18 protein-coding genes are annotated in these 17,657 nt (G+C 45.7%); 7 read left to right on the top strand and 11 right to left on the bottom strand.

Annotation, left to right across the window (positions count from 1 at the left end; translation table 11 throughout):
- Positions 1-120 precede the first annotated feature (120 nt).
- The 4 genes from AC6I8U_RS23215 to AC6I8U_RS23200 all read left to right on the top strand — a co-directional run bounded on the left by AC6I8U_RS23215 (position 121) and on the right by AC6I8U_RS23200 (position 5,258).
- A complete protein-coding gene (locus AC6I8U_RS23215) occupies positions 121-2,139 on the top strand; it encodes an acetoacetate--CoA ligase (protein WP_498018709.1) in 2,019 nt (672 codons plus the stop codon).
- A 234-nt stretch (positions 2,140-2,373) separates the two neighbouring features.
- Positions 2,374-3,102 carry a glycosyltransferase family 2 protein gene (locus tag AC6I8U_RS23210; protein WP_498019637.1) on the top strand — a complete coding sequence of 243 codons (729 nt, stop codon included), beginning with the start codon at positions 2,374-2,376 and terminating at the stop codon, positions 3,100-3,102.
- Between the two features lie 44 nt (positions 3,103-3,146).
- Entirely contained in the window at positions 3,147-4,472 is a 1,326-nt protein-coding gene (locus AC6I8U_RS23205; protein WP_498018708.1) for an LssY C-terminal domain-containing protein, read from the top strand.
- Between the two features lie 522 nt (positions 4,473-4,994).
- A complete protein-coding gene (locus AC6I8U_RS23200) occupies positions 4,995-5,258 on the top strand; it encodes a hypothetical protein (protein ID WP_128648690.1) in 264 nt (87 codons plus the stop codon).
- A gap of 91 nt (positions 5,259-5,349) precedes the next feature.
- On the opposite strand, the gene AC6I8U_RS23195 is transcribed toward AC6I8U_RS23200, so the two are convergent.
- The 5 genes from AC6I8U_RS23195 to AC6I8U_RS23175 all read right to left on the bottom strand — a co-directional run bounded on the left by AC6I8U_RS23195 (position 5,350) and on the right by AC6I8U_RS23175 (position 9,856).
- Positions 5,350-6,321, bottom strand: coding sequence for a calcium/sodium antiporter (locus AC6I8U_RS23195; protein ID WP_498018707.1), 972 nt, complete (start codon positions 6,319-6,321; stop codon positions 5,350-5,352).
- 190 nt (positions 6,322-6,511) lie between these two features.
- A complete protein-coding gene (locus AC6I8U_RS23190) occupies positions 6,512-7,552 on the bottom strand; it encodes a metal-dependent hydrolase (protein WP_498018706.1) in 1,041 nt (346 codons plus the stop codon).
- Between the two features lie 111 nt (positions 7,553-7,663).
- Positions 7,664-8,347, bottom strand: coding sequence for a DNA alkylation repair protein (locus tag AC6I8U_RS23185; protein WP_498018705.1), 684 nt, complete (start codon positions 8,345-8,347; stop codon positions 7,664-7,666).
- A 13-nt stretch (positions 8,348-8,360) separates the two neighbouring features.
- Positions 8,361-9,239, bottom strand: coding sequence for an SDR family oxidoreductase (locus AC6I8U_RS23180; RefSeq protein ID WP_498018704.1), 879 nt, complete (start codon positions 9,237-9,239; stop codon positions 8,361-8,363).
- Between the two features lie 2 nt (positions 9,240-9,241).
- Entirely contained in the window at positions 9,242-9,856 is a 615-nt protein-coding gene (locus AC6I8U_RS23175; RefSeq protein ID WP_498018703.1) for a hypothetical protein, read from the bottom strand.
- Positions 9,857-9,998: 142 nt separating this feature from the next.
- Between AC6I8U_RS23175 and AC6I8U_RS23170 the strand changes: the two genes are divergently transcribed.
- Positions 9,999-10,544 (top strand): TetR/AcrR family transcriptional regulator, encoded by a 546-nt coding sequence (locus tag AC6I8U_RS23170; RefSeq protein ID WP_498018702.1) that lies wholly within the window; start codon positions 9,999-10,001, stop codon positions 10,542-10,544.
- Positions 10,545-10,594: 50 nt separating this feature from the next.
- Here AC6I8U_RS23170 and AC6I8U_RS23165 read toward each other — a convergent pair whose 3' ends face one another.
- From AC6I8U_RS23165 to AC6I8U_RS23145, 5 genes are all read right to left on the bottom strand, one after another.
- Complete coding sequence (locus AC6I8U_RS23165) at positions 10,595-11,758, bottom strand: MalY/PatB family protein (protein ID WP_498018701.1); 1,164 nt, start codon at positions 11,756-11,758, stop codon at positions 10,595-10,597.
- 67 nt (positions 11,759-11,825) lie between these two features.
- A complete protein-coding gene (locus tag AC6I8U_RS23160; protein ID WP_498018700.1) occupies positions 11,826-12,245 on the bottom strand; it encodes an N-acetyltransferase in 420 nt (139 codons plus the stop codon).
- Positions 12,246-12,250: 5 nt separating this feature from the next.
- On the bottom strand, positions 12,251-12,730 hold the full coding sequence (locus AC6I8U_RS23155; protein WP_498018699.1) for a GNAT family N-acetyltransferase: 480 nt from the start codon (positions 12,728-12,730) through the stop codon (positions 12,251-12,253).
- Positions 12,731-12,808: 78 nt separating this feature from the next.
- Positions 12,809-14,023, bottom strand: coding sequence for an L-2-hydroxyglutarate dehydrogenase (gene lhgD / locus AC6I8U_RS23150; protein WP_498018698.1), 1,215 nt, complete (start codon positions 14,021-14,023; stop codon positions 12,809-12,811).
- 34 nt (positions 14,024-14,057) lie between these two features.
- Complete coding sequence (locus AC6I8U_RS23145) at positions 14,058-14,642, bottom strand: TetR/AcrR family transcriptional regulator (RefSeq protein WP_498018697.1); 585 nt, start codon at positions 14,640-14,642, stop codon at positions 14,058-14,060.
- 100 nt (positions 14,643-14,742) lie between these two features.
- Between AC6I8U_RS23145 and AC6I8U_RS23140 the strand changes: the two genes are divergently transcribed.
- Entirely contained in the window at positions 14,743-15,273 is a 531-nt protein-coding gene (locus tag AC6I8U_RS23140) for a dihydrofolate reductase family protein (RefSeq protein ID WP_498018696.1), read from the top strand.
- Positions 15,274-15,459: 186 nt separating this feature from the next.
- Positions 15,460-15,828: an endonuclease domain-containing protein gene (locus AC6I8U_RS23135; RefSeq protein WP_498018695.1), complete on the top strand. Its 369-nt coding sequence runs from the start codon at positions 15,460-15,462 to the stop codon at positions 15,826-15,828.
- Positions 15,829-15,953: 125 nt separating this feature from the next.
- Here the strand turns inward: AC6I8U_RS23135 and AC6I8U_RS23130 are convergent, their stop codons facing one another.
- Positions 15,954-17,336 (bottom strand): IS4 family transposase, encoded by a 1,383-nt coding sequence (locus AC6I8U_RS23130; RefSeq protein WP_498016788.1) that lies wholly within the window; start codon positions 17,334-17,336, stop codon positions 15,954-15,956.
- Positions 17,337-17,657 lie beyond the last annotated feature (321 nt).

The raw sequence follows: 17,657 nt of genomic DNA, 5'->3' as shown, positions 1-17,657 counted from the left end.
TTACATTTGTAATTTTTTAACTGAAAATTCAATCAATTGAAATTCACCATTAAGTTTGACTTCGCGAGCTAAACAACCAAAACTTAGAATCAAAACAACACCCTAAAGAGTGTAAGTAAAATGTTAACGCACCCAAATCTAAACCCGCCAATGTGGATACCTGATGCTAATAAAGCATCCAAGAGCCTGTTACAACAATTTATCAACCAGCTCGACCTTGAAGGCTCTACTCCTATCGATTATCAGAAGCTACACCAATGGAGCCTCGACAACGCTGAGCAGTTCTGGGAGCGGGTTTGGGACTTCTGTGGCGTCATTGGTTCAAAACAAGGTCCAATAGCGACATTAGGTGACGCGGCATGGGGAGCATTGGTACCGGCGAGAGATACCATTTGGCTTTCGAAGTCTCGGCTCAATTATGCTGAGAACTTGCTCGCTTATGGTGACAAAAATGGTGAGAGCCTTGCGATCATATTTCAAAACGAGCAAGGCTACACTGCCGAGCTTTCATGGCGGGAGCTGCAAGACCAAGTGTCACAAATGCAGCAGTGGCTAATCGAGGTAAATGTCGGTGAAGGTGACGTTGTAGCAGGGTACTTGCCGCACTCCCCTCACGCCGTCATTGCCATGTTAGCGGCAACAAGCCTTGGGGCAATTTGGACCTCAACTTCACCCGACTTTGGTGCTGAGAGCGTCATCGAGCGCTTCGGTCAGGTAAAACCTAAGGTGTTATTTGGCGTCGATGGGTATCAGTTTGGCGGTAAGTCCTTTTCAATGAATGAAAAGAATCAAGCCATCTGTCACGCGATCGAGTCAATCACCTATATTTGCACGATTGGCTATCAGCATTTGGGTCAACAAGAACCTTTGAAGGAAAGCGCTGAGATCGTTAAAAGCGACAAGGCTAACCATGTCGATTGGAACTCTATCTTTACTCACTACAAAAAACAGCCTCTTCGCTTTAATAGGGTTGCATTCAACTCACCTCTGTTTATTCTTTACTCGTCTGGTACCACAGGTAAGCCAAAATGCATCGTCCATTCCGTTGGTGGTATCACGTTGAATCACCTCAAAGAGCACAAGCTACATTGCGATATTCGCTCTGATGACCGAGTTTTCTATTACACTACCTGTGGTTGGATGATGTGGAACTGGCATGTGTCTGCACTCGCGAGTGGGGCAACGCTTGTTATTTATGATGGAAACCCCGTTTACCCCTCTGAAGAAGTCCTTTGGGATTTGGCCGAGCGTTCATCGGTGACCTTATTTGGTACTGCAGCTAAGTATCTGGAAGCTATCGAGAAAAACGGTTTTATTCCGAATAAGAAGTTTGCACTTACCCACCTCAAAACCCTTTGCTCAACAGGGTCTGTTTTGTACCCAGAGCAATTTGATTATGTCTACCAGACAATTAAATCTGACCTCCATCTTGCCTCTATTTCTGGCGGGACCGACATTTGTGGCTGCTTCGTCCTTGGTAACCCTATCTCTCCCGTCTATCGAGGAGAATGCCAAGCTCCAGGACTTGGTCTTGATGTTAACGTGTTTAACGCCAACGGAAAGTCTGTTTCAGAAGAGCGCGGCGAGCTCGTTTGTCTTAATAGCTTTCCAAATCAACCGATTGGCTTTTGGAATGATGACGGTGAACGCTACCATAATGCTTATTGGGCTGACTTTGAGCAGTGTTGGAGTCATGGTGACGATGTATTAAAAACAGTAAATGGTGGGATGCGTTTCTTTGGACGCAGTGACGCCACTCTTAACCCAGGCGGTGTGCGTATTGGAACCGCCGAGATCTATCAGCAGGTAAACCAGCTTGATGATATCGTAGACTCTATTGCTGTAGGTCGAACCCATCTTGGCGACGAAAGAATCGTTCTGTTTGTTCAGCTTTCACCGACAGCGGTACTCAACGAATCTTTGCGCGATTCTATCAAGCAGCAGCTTAAAACACATTGCTCTCCTCGCCATGTGCCTGCAGAAATCTATGCTATCAGTGAAATACCGAAAACAAAGTCTGGAAAGTTGGTGGAACTTGCGGTGAAACAAGTGCTGCATGGTAAAGAAGTTAACAACAAAGGTGCAATTGCAAACCCACACGTTCTTGACGAAGTTGCTAAGTTTGCACATAGCGTGTAGCACCCAATACACTTTACGTATAGCACATTGCGTATAACGCCTAGGCTTCTGTTCCATAAGCGCTTTTCGATAGAAAAGCGCGTCGTTCATCTAGATGAACTGATTCTGAACTCCCCACTCATTCTTCATTCAGTGCGCCCTTAGCATACTGGCTCCATCGAATCAGCCGCGCTTCGAGAATCATGCGGCTATCTGTATCAACTGATGGACCCCACAGACAAGAGGGAAAGAATGATGAAATCACTAAGCGTAGTTGTTATCACCTTAAATGAAGAAAAACGTATAGCTCGTCTTCTTAGCGATTTGAGCTGTCAAACCTATCAAGATTTCGAAGTCATTGTTGTCGACTCAAACAGTGATGACCGTACCCGCGAAGTTGCTGAAAAATACCACGCCGCACTGCCTAGTTTAACGGTACACCAAATGTCTGATCGTGGCGTAAGCCTAGGTCGAAACAAAGGAGCAAACCTGGCTAAAAATGAGCGCCTACTGTTCTTGGATGCTGACGTTCGTTTAGATAAGGATTTTCTTCAAAAGGCTATCGACAAACTTGAAGAAGAAAAGCTCGAAGTGGCTGGTGTTTACATGGGATCACGCAAACTCGCTCCCGCTTTCAAAGCTGGATACGGTCTTTTCAACGCCGGACTATTTGCTACTCAGTTCTTCTTCCCTACTGCGGTTGGCGCATGCATTTTCTCAACCAAACGAGTGCACCAAGAGATCGGTGGTTTCGACGAGGAGATCGTACTCTGTGAGGATTGCCACTATGTTAAGAAGGCTGCACAAACATGGCGTTTTCGATTCTTACCAATGAGCTTCCAGTTCGATCCGCGTCGTCTTGAGCAAGATGGCTTCTTTAAAATGGGCTTTACCTACCTAAAAGCGAACGTTCGCCGTTTCATGTTTGGTGAAATGCGCAACAACGAGATGGAATACAAGTTTGGACATTATCAGCAGCAGTAATGCTAGCGCAAATTTGTAACAAGTAAGCTAGGTAAGGATTGGATATGTTTGAAACATTAGGACTGTTTTTTGGATCGCTGTTAGACGCACTTATAGGACCAAACCTTGTCGTGCCTGGTGAGCCTTTCATGATTGCGGCAGGCTATCAGCTCTATTCTGGTGCCTACTTAGCCGTGTTTGCGGTTCTGTTAGGAGGTCTAATTGGCGACCAACTCAGTTTTCTAATTGGACGTCGCTATGGATTCCGCACCCAAAAATCTTTACTGCGCTGGCAACCTAAAATCCGTCGCCCATTAGCCCGCTGCCGCTTACTGATTAATCGTAACGCCTTTTGGGTGATAGCTTTTGCGCGCCTACTGGGACCAATCGCGTGGGTAGTGCCCTTTATGGCAGGTGCTAATCATATCCGATGGAGTAAGTTCTCTGCCTATACACTTATTGGGCTTGTCTTAGGTGTTGGTCAGTTTGTTACTTGGGGCTTTCTATTGGCAGCGGGTGTAGACAATGTGCCGATACTGGGTGAAGCCGCGACCTTTGTGTCTGAGCATAAGTATACGCTCGGGCTGACGTTGGTATCACTTGCTCTGCTCTACTTTGGCATTAAGAAGCAGTGGCGCAACTCCTGGCTAAAAGCGTCAAGTCTATTTCTCGCGGGTGCATTAGCACTCAACTACTCGCATTTTTTCTGGTGGAGTGATGACGCCGTTGTGCCGCTTACACAAACACAAAACGTTGAAGTAAACCTTGCTGAGCTTGATTACAAAGTCTACGCAGGACAGTCGACACTGTACGCTGCACAGGCCCTTAACGTAGTTTATTTAGGAGAATCACCAGTCAAGCTAATGGACGAGTTAGGTTGGATTCAAAATAAAACCTTCTCTCGAAGTGATATTGAGCTAGCAGATTATGTTTCTCTATTACAGCAGCGCACGCCACCCGTCTCTGACTTGCTTTGGAATGGTCAGCCTCAGCATTTCGCTTTTCAGCTACCAGGGACACTGACTCATCGCTCACACATACGATGGTGGTATGCGGGTATTGATGCTCAAACCAAACAACCCGTTTGGGTTGGCGCATTAAGCTACGATGACGGGCTTAAGTTAACACCCTATGGAGGAATTGTTACCGTACTACACTCTATCTCGCCCGATGTCGACGTTGAACGAGAGCAGTTAAAAACCGACGTATTCAGATTGAATGACCGATGGAACGCGGAAAACATTCAGCTTGCTTCTGTAACGAAGAACAACAGTCAACACGACTACTTTACAGATGGCCATGTGCTGGTGGTTTCTGAACAAGCCTCTTATGTGAATAATCTACAACCATCTGAAAGTATTGAGTTTATTACCATGAACACACAATCATAAATGAGCTAAGTCACTGATATTTAGATGTCATCCGTCGATTTGTTTAGAAGCGCGAATTATATTAATTAGCCGTGTCAAACATCGACGGTTCGTTAATTAGCATTTAGCTCTGTGACTGATTGTATCAACTAATTTCAGACACATTGATGTTACAAAGCCGCATACCTTATATTCACGTTCAGCAAAGACCTTCCAAGTTTTTGTAAAGTCAGCTCAAATAATAAAGGTAAAAAAATCCATGATCACTTTGGCCCGTTTCGCATCAACAAGCGATCCAAACCAACTGCGCAGCTCAACGCGCCCACAGCCTGCAGCGCCACCGGCACAGCATGCGAACCTTTCTTTCTTCCAATTAAATGCGCTTGTTCCATCCTCTCCACGCAGTACGCGAACCGTTCTTCATACTAAGTCATATCATTCTAAAATCGCTCAGCATAATGACATAGTAACAAGACAACTATCTTCCCAATCCTGTTTCAAACACTCTTTTTCAGCTCTCTCTTCCCATTGTGGAGGATTGGCATGATAGAAATTCACTGGACGGTCGCCCTAGCTATGAGTTTTTGCAGTATGCTCGGTGTTCTACAAATGTATGGTCGTCGTATCGACCGTTTCTTCAAACGTGTAGTAGAAAACATGCTTCGCGTCGGTAAAGGCTCAATGAAAGCGTCTAGCTACTCACAGCAGCGAACAGAGACAGAGCTATACCAGATTGGACATCAAGAAAGAAAATACGAGTTTGGCGATTACATTCGCCAGCAGAGTAGAAGAAAAGAAGACGATTAATTTCGATAGGTGAGCTTTCCTGTTTCGCTAATCAAGTACGTGACTCAAGACTAACGTTGAGTCACGTACCTCTCAATCTATGTTCTAACTGCTACGCCGTTACGGACAGAACAAGCCAAATGTTGTATGCACTGTAACCAGCTAACAGCAGCGCACCCTCAACTCGATTAATTCGGCCTTGGCGACCAAATCCATACGCCATAAAGAACAGCGCCACTGTCATCGCCATCATCACCAGCCAGTCACGAGATAGTACAGCTTCAGGCACGCTCGCGATTGGTGAGATCATACCTGCAATACCAACGACAGCTAGAATATTAAACATATTGGATCCAACGACGTTACCGATCGCAATATCATGCTCCCCTTTACGCGCTGCTGCGATGGAGGCGGCTAACTCTGGTAATGATGTACCAAGCGCCACTATGGTTAGACCAATAATTAGGTCACTGATGCCAAGAGATTGAGCTATCGTCACCGCACCCCATACAAGAATGCGTGAACTGACTACCAGCAGTACAAGGCCGAGTACCAACCAGAATATCGCCTTTCCTAGTGACATCGTCTTCTCTTGTAGCTCTTGCTCGGTATCGGTTTCTAGTGGGTCGCCTTTACCCTTGATTCCAGAATAAATGCTCCAGCTTATTAAGCTGAAAAAGCCAATAAGTAGAATCGCCGCTTCACCGCGTCCTAGCACACCATTCCAAAGTAATGCCCCCAGCAATAGACTAATAGCGAACAGTAATGGTAGCTCTTTCTTAACAATCACAGATTGCACCATAATCGGTGCGATCAGTGCAGTAACACCTAAGATAAGGCCAGTGTTAACAATGTTTGAGCCTAACGCATTACCCAAAGCAAGCTCTGGGTTCCCCTCTGCCGCCGCCATCGCTGACACCACCATCTCTGGTGCAGAGGTACCAAAACCAACAATGACCATACCAATCAGTAGTGGAGGCATCCCAGCGTGACTCGCCGTTGCCGCAGCACCGTCGACAAATCGATCTGCACTCCAAACCAATAAGATAAAACCAACCAGAATCGCCAATGCGGCAAGTGTCATATCTGTGTCCTCAGTAGGGAAAGATGTGTATGTTTGACAAGCAAGTCACTGTCTCCAGTGACAATTTTAGGACGGGAATAGTGAACTTACATGATTCGCTTCGTCAAATAATGATTTTTATCGTGGCGACAAAAAACGAACCCTTAAAGACTCGTTCTTTTGGTTACCAAACAAGGTAGGACCTTGTCGATCATTCTTGATGCTCGCGTGCCTTGTTGTAAGCCACTCTCTGTAAGTTGGCATCAATCCCTTGGTCACCCAACATTCGCTCCCAAAGCACGGAAATTTGGTCAAGGCTACGCTCACTAGGATAGCGAGTCGGAGCCTCCAATAACTGCCATTTTGAGTCGGCCGTAGCTTTAGCGAAAACGAACTCAAACGCCAAGCTATCCGCCATGCCTAACCGAAGATCAGACACAATCAGCTTTTCTCCATCTTGGCGATATCCCAAAAACCCATGTGAAAAGGCTTCTAAGCCAATGAGAGTCTGCGGCTTACTCTCGAGAGGCCACTCGCCACGAGAACGCTGAATGAAGTCAATTTGACGATCAGAATCAAGCAGAGATGCTAGCCCTTCGAAATACTGATCACCTTCAACGACAACAACGCGCCAAAGCAAAGTGTTAAATGGTGATGGAGTGATCAATACTTGATCATTGCTAATGTTTTGTGCCGCGAGGTTTTCCTCGACTCGGTCGGCGATGACCTGCTGGGCTGCAAAGCCCCACAAGAGATACAAGCTCGATACTAAAACAACGCCCTGGCACCAACGCCCACCCACACGCTTGGAAAACAACGCTACGACAATACCAATAAGCAGAGGTATGGTGTAAAGCGGGTCGATAATAAACACATTACCTACTTCAAAGTAACCGGGCAGTGGCCACAGCAACTGAGTGCCATACGTGGTCATCGCATCTATTGCGACATGTGTAACCAGCACACTGAGAACTAAAGCAAAGACTCGTTTAAACGACCAAAACGCATCAGGTCTAAGACGGCAATAGAGCCAACTGACAATAAGGGAAAATATTGGAATCAGCAGCAACGAATGGGTAAACCCGCGGTGCTTTATGGTGTTGCTTACGGCATCACCATAATCGAGTACCACATCCAAATCTGGCAAAGTACCAAGTGCAGCGCCTGTAAGAAGCACCTTTACATTACAGTGTTTGCCAGCTATCGCACCAGCAACGGTTGCCCCTAGGGCCGCTTGGGTAACGGAGTCCATTGAAAATTAATCAATCCTATTTCAGTTAACTATCTGTTTTAACTTATATAACTACTTCTAGTTTACGTAACTATTTTAAAAAAAGGCCACACGGATTTAGATTGCAACGGTCTAGATCTTATTGTGGGACTTTAGCCATTTCAGCCCTTCTCGCTTGGCCAGTCCTTCAATCTTTTGAGTATCGATAAACTCAATCACTGCTGCGGCGTTAGTCTTTGAGTATTCCCTCAAGCTCCAACCAATCGCCTTTTGAATAAAGAACTCTTTGTCTAGTTGGTTTTCAGAGATGATGGTAAACAGCAAACCTTGATCGGTATTTTGCTTGAACTTCAACTGGTAGAGAATTGCAGTGCGTCTCAACCAAGTATTGTTGCTTTCGCGCCACTGTTTTATCACACAAGCGGTTTCCATAGGGAATCGCTGGTACAAGCTAGCCACAATGTGAGTGGCTAGCATATCTACCGTGTCCCACCATGACTTTGTTGTGATCCAGCGCTCGACATGTTGAAGGAAAGACTCTGATAACACTTTCTTTTGCTTGATAAGTAAATCGACAGCAACGAGTTGATATTCTCTTTGAGGTAAAGCCCAAAGCTCATCAACAATAGCAGCCAGTTCATCTAAGCTGGGCAAATGCGGTTTCGAGAACAGCACTTTTAACGCGTCACGTCTTGGCCCTGATTGAATCCCATAGAACTCATACTGGTCTCGCATGTATGCCTTCATAAAAGTGGCATTGTCACTGTTTTTTAGAGGTTCTAATACCTGTTTAACTTCAATACTCCAATCGTGCATCACTACTCCGCATTCATTGGCTGTCGCTTTGTTCCTCATTAAAACAGCGAATGTAGTAGTCGCCAAGTGTTTGTTGACCGTAACGAGGAGCGATGGCATCTTGCGCCAACATGGTAAGGAAAAACTCCGCGGGCCCTCCCCATTTCTCTGGTAGTTGTTTCGCAATGACAAGCCCTAGCTTTCTAATAAAGTCTGGCAGAACAATTATTTTCGACTCTTTGCTCTGAGCGTTAAACGCAAGCTCAATCATTTCACGCGTAGACAGTACCTCAGGCCCACCTACGGTCAACTCCAGTTCCGTGCGATCAATCGCCTCAATACAAAATCGAGCGAGATCAGCGCCATGAATCGGGTTCACACGCACACCATCCTGCCCAAAAAGATACCCTTTTCCTTTGGCAGTCATGTTGTAGATCTCTTCTAAATCGGAAAAGAAACCATTTGGGCGAATAACACAAGGCTCCAGAACGTCTGTGTTTAACAGCCTGCGCGCGAATCGCTCTTTTGCGGCAAGCAATCTGACGTTTTGATGGTGCTCAGCACCGAAGGCTGAAATGTAGATCAACTTTTTCACGCCTGATTTTTCTGCTTCTTTAAGCACATTGAGATTCGCTTGATAGTCAATATCCATATAGGTGACATCATCACGTTGTCGAGTAATACCTAGGCATGTAATCACCACATCAACATCGTTAAAATGACCTTCCAATTGCTTAGGATCCGTCACCTGAGCCTCCACTATCTGCGATGCATCTAGCCCGATCACTTCTAACTTACTGCGATTTCGAGCTAACGCCTTGAAGCGAGCTTCTCGCATCAACAACTCTTTTATGATGTGCAGACCAAGGTAACCGGTCGCGCCAACAACTAAGATATTTTGGATTCGTGACATACCTATATCTCCTCATTTGCTGTCTGCTCTGATTCGGGACGATACGGCTCTTCTCGCAAGATATGGCTAACCAGTAATTTGAGATAAAAGAGTGGCAAGAACCACTCAAGTCCCACTGGCACCGCAAACCAATACAGGGACAACAACAACGCGCCAGCATACATAACGAGCGCGATCGGTCGCTGCAAGTAGAGCGGCGTCATCAGTACCACGCAACTCGCTATCATCATATAGCCACCTGTGACTGCTACCCACAACCAGTTTCCTTGCAAAAACATGCTAGCAACCAGTGATAGTTGCACGAAATGAACAGCCACAAACGAGAGATGCTGCCTAACCCCTTGCCCTTCGCGATGAAACCATCGCTTAGCACTAGAAGTCGCATTGGTAATAATGCCGCCCACGATATCTATCGTGAGCAAAAATAGTAGTGCGAGTTGCCCTATGCCCCACGAAGAGCTGACTTCCCTGCTAAAGCCAATGGCAGCGACTCCTGCTATTACCGGAATATAGAGCTGAATTCGCTTCTCAGCTTTAGTTGCGCCGGGACCGATCAACTTATCAATGTTGCCCCAAAAACCGCCTCTCACCCTTGGGAAGTTCCAATTGATATTCATAGTAAAACCCTTTTATAGACCACTTGGTCTTTTTAAAATATAACGCCAATCCGATCGAGTAAAGATCTTTTTTGACCGACTGGTCTAAATAATAGAAACTGTGTTACTATTATTGAATTGGTTCAGAGAGTTAGAGATACAAATGCCGAAAATCGTTGATCACGATAAGAGACGCCAAGAGATAGCCCTCAAAGCGACGACCGTGTTTTTAGAGCATGGTTACAAGAACGTAGGTATGCGCCAACTATGTGACTTATTAGGAATGAGCAAGAGTGCTGTTTATCATTACTATAAAAGCAAGGATGAACTCTTCAAGGCTGCGACCGAGGCTATGGTCAGTTATGATTCGGATGCTTTAATTGATTTCCCGAAAGCGAAAGACGCCTCGCGTTCTCAACGAATAGACAATTTTATCGCCATATTTAGGCAGCTTTCACCACGGTTTTTTCAAGAAATGCAGCTTGTCGCTGATTACATTGAAGTCATTGGATATGAGAATGTATCTAGTGACCCTAGTATGAATGTAGCGAATCAAAGGTACCTAGCGCTATTAGATGACTATGTCTGCAATACACTCTCGAACGAGCTCTATACCCTGATGCTTGGGCTCTTAAACCACCAACTAATGATGGGCGCAGAGCTCGAGGATGCTTATATATCTAGCTTAATTGAAAAGCATATTGCCTAAAGTCTTCACAACGCAAAGAGAGGCGAACGCCTCCCTTATTCAATCACACGCTAAGCGAAAACACGCTGCAATCTAGCGATCGCTTCTACTACTCTTGAACGTGGTGTCGCCATATTAAACCGAAGGAACTGCTCACCTCCCAAACCAAACGTCGAACCATGGTTGGCTGCGATTTTGGCTTCACTTTGTACCTTCTCAATTACCTCACTTGGTGCCAAACCTGTTTCTGAAAAATCGACCCAAGACAGGTATGTTGCCTCCAGCGGCATCGATTTCAACCCTTTGATCGAGTTGATACCTTCATCGAATATACGGCGGTTCTCATCTAGATATTCCACTAAAGCCTCTAACCAGGCTTCCCCATGTTCATAAGCCGCTGTTGCCATCAGCATGCCAATTCGGTTGGGTCCGATACCGGCAGCGTTGAGTACAAATTGAAACTTTTCGCGAAGCTCTGTATTGGGAATAATCGCAGCGCCTGTTAGTGCCGAGGCGATATTGAATGTCTTGGTTGTCGCAGCCAGAATGACCATGTTTTGCTCATGCTCAGGAGCGGCCAGAGTAGCAACGGTATGCTGGTGAGGAGGGAAAACGAGGTCGTGATGAATTTCATCGACAACCAATACCAGATTTTGGCGATGACAGAAGTCCGCGACTTCTCGGATCTCTTCCTTACTCCAAACACGTCCGCCTGGATTATGAGGAGAGCATAAGATAACGAGCTTTTCATGGCCTTTTAAGTTCGCTTCAAGCCCCGCTATATCCATTTCGTAGCGGCCTTGGTTCTCAACCAACGGACTTTCAACAACGACACACTGATTGGCTTTGATTACCCGCGAAAACGCATGATAAACAGGCGTAAAGAGTATAACGCCGTCATCCGGTTCAGTATAAGCTTGAACGCACAGAGCCGTGCCTTGAACAAGACCAGCACAAGTTAGGATCCACTCCGGTGATACTTCCCAGTTGTGTCTTTTTTGCATCCAATTAACCACAGATGCCTTATAGCGTGAGTCGTCACCGTAATAACCATTCACACCATTCGCTGCCGCATCGAGAAGGGCTTGGTTAACTTCAGACGGCGCTTTGAAGTCCATATCCGCGACCCACATGGGTAGACCATCGTCCGCAGACACTCCAAAGCTCGCTTCCATTTCATCCCACTTTGCCGAGTGGGTTCCTCTACGCTCTACAATCTCATCAAAATCAAACATGGTCTGCCTTCGCTCTAGCTAACAATGCAAACCAGTTTAAACGCCTGATTTAAAAAGAGCTAGAGGCTTAACTCGACATAGTTAATTGCAAGTACCCCGTATGAGGGTCGGTTGATTCATCAACGATAGTGAAGCCACAGCGATGGTAGAAGCCTATGGCACGGCAGTTATCTTTGTAGACACAAAGTGACAAGGCATCGCGTTTACGCCTCGCATCTAATAACAAGCTCATACCTATGCCGCCACCTTGTAGCTGAGGTTCAACAAACAATGCGGCAAGTTGTTTATCGACGAGGGAGTAAAACCCGACCACCCTGCCAGCTTGTTCAAACACATAAGTCTCTGAGTTAGGGAGATATTGCTCGCGCATATCATCAAGCTTCTGATGCCAAAACATAGGCTCAACAAAGTCATGGGCCTCTACAGAAGCGGCCAGCCAAACCTTAAGTATGCTCTCGGTATCTGCGTCGGTGTACTCTCTGATCATCGGTCCTATTCCATGTAGTATTTGAATCCAAAATGGCTCTTTTCAAACCCAAGTCGCTCATAAAAGCGATGCGCCCTTTCTCTGACTTGATTGCTTACCAGCTGAACGATCTTACAGCCTTTGTGTCTCGATTGTTCGATGGCAAACTTCACTAGCGCCGCGCCGACTCCTTGTCCTTGCGCGTTATTAGCGATAAACACGCCTTCAATATTAGCTCGTATTTCACCGTTGTAAGTAAATTGAGGAATAAAACTCAGCTGTAATGTGCCAACTACCACATTGTCTAACGTCGCAACGTAAAGAAAATGATCGCTTGAGTGCTCGAACAGCTCGAACAGCTCGAAAATAGCATGCATGCCATCGGTTATCTCGCCATGACATGCTTGCTTCAACTCGGGTTTGTCATCCCAGAAAAGCGGTAAAATGAAAGGTAGATCTTGCTGATTTGCTAGACGGATGTTTAAGGTTGGATTGTTAGTCATCATTGTGTTTGGCTTATCTGTAAACTGTCTTCAACCAAGCAGTATGTAATAGTTTCATTACCATAGATTGACAACCACAGCTCAACAAGTCTTCGCTTCTACTTTCTCGCAAATATACTGGCCAATAGGAATTGCCGAGGTTGCTGCTGGGGATGGTGCATTACAAACATGAAGACTGCGTGGTGTTTCAGCGAAGAGAAAGTCATGCACTAGCCGTCCATCAGACATCACCGCTTGCGCTCTGATACCCGCAGGATAAGGCTCTAGGTCATGCATTTCTATTGATGGGCAGTATTTGCGCACTAACTGCAAATAGCCAGGGCGCCAGAGTGAGTTTTTAAACTCTGTTAATCCTGTTTTGAAATGAGCGGCCGTTACTTTCCAAAAACCTTTAAAACGAAGCATTTGTAACGTGTCTTCGAGACTGACATTGAAGTCACCGTAGCCTTCTCGTTTAAAGCCTTGAACGGCATTGGGTCCAACCGTCACAGAGCCGTCAATCATTCTGGTTAAATGAACCCCCAGAAACGGCAATTCGGGGTCTGGAATCGGATATATCAAATGCTTGACGATTTGATTGTGACGCGCCGCTAGGCGGTAATATTCACCGCGATAGGGAATAATTTGAAAGTCTGGTGTTATACCGATCATCGTCGCGAGGCGGTCAGCCATTAGCCCGCCACACACAATTAGCTGTTTGCACTTCAATATCGATTTAGATGAACTCGATACACATTCGACCTCCACACGCTCTTTATGCTCGGTGAGATTGGTAACACGACTTGATAGGTAAAGTTTGCCACCCAATTTGGTAAACGCCTGCGCCATCCTTTCAGTGACTAGCCGATAGTCAACAATACTGGTCGAATGAACCTTTATTGCACCCAAGCCGCTGATCGCCGGTTCCATATCTCGGAGCTCATTTTCATCAATCAGATCGACATCGATTTGGTTTTCGTGGCAGCGCTGATACAGATCCTCCATTCGTTGCTTTTCGATCTCATTAGTCGCCACCAGCAACTTTCCACAGTTTTCGACCGCGATACCGTGCTCGTCGCAAAATCGTTTCGTTGCCTCAGCACCTCTGCGGCAGAACTCAGCTTTAAGGCTTCCCGGCTGATAATAGACTCCGGCATGAATCACTCCGCTATTATGACCTGTCTGATGCGCCGCCAGCGTCGACTCTTTTTCTACAATGGCTATTTGAGCACCAGGATGCCTCTGCTGTAGTTGCCAAGCCGTTGATACCCCAACAATACCACCACCAATAACGATATAGTCATAAAGCTCTGTCATCACATCCCCTGTGAAATATCCTGTTTCTAATACCTTACTCTCTGTTTTTCGCACAAGAAAGTGTCGGCCTCACTGCTTTCAAATAAAGAGATATCGAACCTTGGTAAATAGCGCGTTTATCTTCTTCGCTGGCAGAAGAGAATTGCATTGAAAAGGCAAAACCATGTAGGTAATCCGCGAGTAGATTGACCGCATTTTGGCGCTCGCTTTTCGTCAAATTGATAGCGTCTACAATCTCATTGAATCTTGACATGAATACGTCTGCAGGGCCGCTGCTTTTCATCTTAAACAAGGTTTCCAGAAGTCCCGGATACTCACCAAGCAATTTAAGATAACTCCAGCCCAGCTCTAATACCTCATCTTGCCATCGAGTAGTGCCAGTTGGCTCGTAAATTCCCTCAACGAGAGAAATTGCAACCGCCTCGAGAACGCTATCTTTATTGTTGAAATAGTGATAAATCGCCATGGCATCGATATTAAGTTCTTTCGCTAACGCTCTGATGCTTGGGATCTTTCCGTCAGCCTTCATCATAGCTTTTGCCGTATCGACAATACGCTCTTTGCTCAGTCCGTCTTTCCCTTTCTCGGGACGTCCTCGTTTCTTCGGCTTGACAGTCATATGAATTCCTAGCTAAACTTCATTTAATTTCTACACTGTAGAATTTTAGCAAAGATAGACTAGATTGAACACATTTTCTGATATGAACTAGGAGCTCACCATGGCTAACATCGTTTACATTGCTACCAGCCTCGATGGTTACATCGCCGACAAAGATAACGGCGTTGAATGGTTGCATGACATTCCAAATCCAGAGGGTTCGGATTTTGGTTTCGCGGAGTTCATGGACAGAGTTGACGCACTCATAATGGGTAGAAACACACTAGAAATCGTATTGAGCTTTGATTGCGATTGGCCCTACTCGAAGCCTGTCTTTGTACTGAGCAACACAATGACTGAAGTACCTAAAGGGTTAGAGGGCAAAGTGTTTTTGGTCAACGGTGAACTCAAAGATATCGTAGAAGACCTTGCTCAAAAGGGCTACCAAGACCTGTATATCGATGGCGGCAAAACCATTCAGAGCTTTTTAAAAGAAGACCTGATTGACGAGCTGATTATTAGCACAATTCCAGTGTTACTTGGTAGCGGTATATCTCTATTCGGTGAGCTAGACAAGCCATTGAAGTTTAAACATGAGTCTGCGGAAAGGTATGCTGATTGTATCGTTAAGAATCGGTTTGTGAGGGTTTAAGTCGACTTATCCCAGCCTAACTATCACCTCTTGCTCAGACTGTTAGTGAGCAAGAGGTACTCAAGCCTTTCAAACTTCTCAATTACACCTTTCTCCCACAAAGTACACATTGTTTCCAAGTTGCGATGGCAATGATCCTGTTGTTTCCTCCAATGTCGAGTATCACTTATCAACGTGGCAAAGGCTATGAAGAGACACTTGTATAATGACTCCCAACAAACTGGATTTCGAAAACAGCTTAGAAGTAATCCAACACTTACCGAAGCAAGGCTTTGGTATTACCTACGGAGGGGGCAACTTGGTGCCAAATTTCGGAGACAATATGGTGTTGGCCAGTATGTTTTAGACTTCTATTCAACTGAGGTGAGGCTTGCTATTGAAGTAGATGGGGATAGTCACTACTCCGAACGTGGGTTGGTTTCAGACATGAGGCGGAGTGAGTTTTTAGAAAGCGTTCGGATACGTGTGGTGAGGTTTTCGAATCGAGAGGTTTTGGAGGAAACCACTACGGTTGTTGAGATGATTAAAGGGATTGTAGCGAAGTTAAAGCATTAGGCGGCGCGCAGCGTTTACTCCTCCCCTGATAAGGGGAGGTTGGGAGGGGTAAAACGCAGAAGCTACATGCTAACTCCGACTCAAACTTGAATTCCGTTTTACCCCCTCTAGCTCCTGTCTCTTGATCACAAGTCTGGATCAAGAGACTTTGCTAGATCATACCCCTCAACAATATCTTGCAGTCTAAACCAACCTTCCCAGAGTCGTTCCCATCCAACTCGGCCAGTTCGCTTAGTGTCATGCCAGTTGGCCAGTTTCCCCAGATTGAGGTATGCCCAGTGTAAGTGTGGTGGCTTCTTTGGGAGACGTTTTTTCTCTCTTTTTAACCAAAGTAATTTCCAAGCCTTGGGGCTTAGTATCTGTTCGCAACTCACTTTCTTAGCTCTATCTTTTTCTAAACCCAAGTATCGAAGTTGCTGAATTCGGCATGCTATAAAGCTAAGTAAAACAATCATTTTCTCTAGATTGGCTCTGCTTTGCATACGTAGGTTTTCAACTTGAGTTCCTCCTGTCTTCCACGACTTATGGAAGTCTTCAATTAACCAGCGTCGCTCGTAATATTCTAGGATGGTGATGGCTTGTTTTTTGGTTCTCACAGGTTCAGAAGTCAGAATATGCCAGCACAACCCCTTGCTATTACCTTGTTCAATGCAACTTACGTAATTAAGTTGAACCGGCTCTCCCTTCTTGGTCGATGGAACTTTGAGCGTCACAGGTGCGTAGCGAATATCACATATCGCTTCTCGTGCTTTTCGCCCACCTCTCTGCATCACTGGAACCGTTCGCTCACCTGCACTTTTAAGCGAAGAACCGAAAGAGTAGAGTTTATCGTCTGACTCCTCTATACAACGAGCCTGCATGGAGCGAACAATAAATCTCTGATTATTTTCTGTTTTATACGTCAGGTACTCATACAGATCTGCTTCTCTATCACATACAGAAATGACGTGCTCCATTGTATCGCCCAGTCGTTCTGCTACTTTGCGAGAGGCTTGTTCCCATTTATAGCTTTCTTTCTCTTTATATGGACGCTTGGGCTGCGTTTCACTTTTTCCTTTCTCAGCTAAATTTCGGGTCCAGCGGTGCTGTTCAATCAAGCCCACAACATGGTGTTGCTTAGGAGAAAAAAGCAACACTGAGTGAGCTTGAAAACCTTTCGATTTCTCGTAACGAGTCGTGTGCCCTAGCTCTTTAGATACAGTTTTGTGGGTAAAGCTTAACGAGGTTGTGTCTTCAAGGGCAAGCAATGTCCCTAAGCCTTTCGCAGACTCAGCAGTCGCAGAGAAACCTGCTTCTGCAATGTCGTCTGCTTTGATGTCTTCGTTTCGAATGAACCGATAAGCGGCTTCAATATCGGCTGGATTAGAGAGAGATTGCAACACAGATTTCCCTATATGGCTGGCTATTGAGCTCGCAAGAGAAACAAGCCGACGGGTACGTCGTGGGTCACCAAGCTGAGCATCATTAAAAGTGGCTTTGGCCCATTTTGCAGTATCTGTGATGAACATGTCGATATCCGTGTTGTTTTAGATATCGTTTAGATCGCAGTTAAATCAATAAGTTTAATAAAATAGCGCAAGGATTAACTTGCGCTATTTGTGTATGAAAGACAGCTCTAGCTCCCCCTTAGCAAGGGGGAGAACTTCGGGCTAGCTCCTTTCGTCGCATCGCCTATTTTAAAACAGCGATGCGCTGCAAGCTCTTTGCTCCTCCCCTGATAAGGGGAGGCTGGGAGGGGTAAAGCGCCGGAGCTACATGTTAACTCCAACTCAAACTTGAACTCCGTTTTACCCCCACTAGCTCCCCCTTATCAAGGGGGAGAACCTCGG

It is taken from the genome of Vibrio sp. KUL80 (assembly GCF_059725495.1).
This window is presented reverse-complemented; position numbering and strand designations above follow the sequence as displayed.

Bases quoted from the DNA above. Each gene is read 5' to 3' on its own strand.
- AC6I8U_RS23215 (WP_498018709.1), top strand. From the start codon at position 121: ATGTTAACGCACCCAAATCTAAACCCGCCAATGTGGATACCTGATGCT.
- AC6I8U_RS23210 (WP_498019637.1), top strand. From the start codon at position 2,374: ATGAAATCACTAAGCGTAGTTGTTATCACCTTAAATGAAGAAAAACGT.
- AC6I8U_RS23205 (WP_498018708.1), top strand. From the start codon at position 3,147: ATGTTTGAAACATTAGGACTGTTTTTTGGATCGCTGTTAGACGCACTT.
- AC6I8U_RS23200 (WP_128648690.1), top strand. From the start codon at position 4,995: ATGATAGAAATTCACTGGACGGTCGCCCTAGCTATGAGTTTTTGCAGT.
- AC6I8U_RS23195 (WP_498018707.1), bottom strand. From the start codon at position 6,321: ATGACACTTGCCGCATTGGCGATTCTGGTTGGTTTTATCTTATTGGTT.
- AC6I8U_RS23190 (WP_498018706.1), bottom strand. From the start codon at position 7,552: ATGGACTCCGTTACCCAAGCGGCCCTAGGGGCAACCGTTGCTGGTGCG.
- AC6I8U_RS23185 (WP_498018705.1), bottom strand. From the start codon at position 8,347: ATGCACGATTGGAGTATTGAAGTTAAACAGGTATTAGAACCTCTAAAA.
- AC6I8U_RS23180 (WP_498018704.1), bottom strand. From the start codon at position 9,239: ATGTCACGAATCCAAAATATCTTAGTTGTTGGCGCGACCGGTTACCTT.
- AC6I8U_RS23175 (WP_498018703.1), bottom strand. From the start codon at position 9,856: ATGAATATCAATTGGAACTTCCCAAGGGTGAGAGGCGGTTTTTGGGGC.
- AC6I8U_RS23170 (WP_498018702.1), top strand. From the start codon at position 9,999: ATGCCGAAAATCGTTGATCACGATAAGAGACGCCAAGAGATAGCCCTC.
- AC6I8U_RS23165 (WP_498018701.1), bottom strand. From the start codon at position 11,758: ATGTTTGATTTTGATGAGATTGTAGAGCGTAGAGGAACCCACTCGGCA.
- AC6I8U_RS23160 (WP_498018700.1), bottom strand. From the start codon at position 12,245: ATGATCAGAGAGTACACCGACGCAGATACCGAGAGCATACTTAAGGTT.
- AC6I8U_RS23155 (WP_498018699.1), bottom strand. From the start codon at position 12,730: ATGATGACTAACAATCCAACCTTAAACATCCGTCTAGCAAATCAGCAA.
- lhgD (WP_498018698.1), bottom strand. From the start codon at position 14,023: ATGACAGAGCTTTATGACTATATCGTTATTGGTGGTGGTATTGTTGGG.
- AC6I8U_RS23145 (WP_498018697.1), bottom strand. From the start codon at position 14,642: ATGACTGTCAAGCCGAAGAAACGAGGACGTCCCGAGAAAGGGAAAGAC.
- AC6I8U_RS23140 (WP_498018696.1), top strand. From the start codon at position 14,743: ATGGCTAACATCGTTTACATTGCTACCAGCCTCGATGGTTACATCGCC.
- AC6I8U_RS23135 (WP_498018695.1), top strand. From the start codon at position 15,460: ATGAAGAGACACTTGTATAATGACTCCCAACAAACTGGATTTCGAAAA.
- AC6I8U_RS23130 (WP_498016788.1), bottom strand. From the start codon at position 17,336: ATGTTCATCACAGATACTGCAAAATGGGCCAAAGCCACTTTTAATGAT.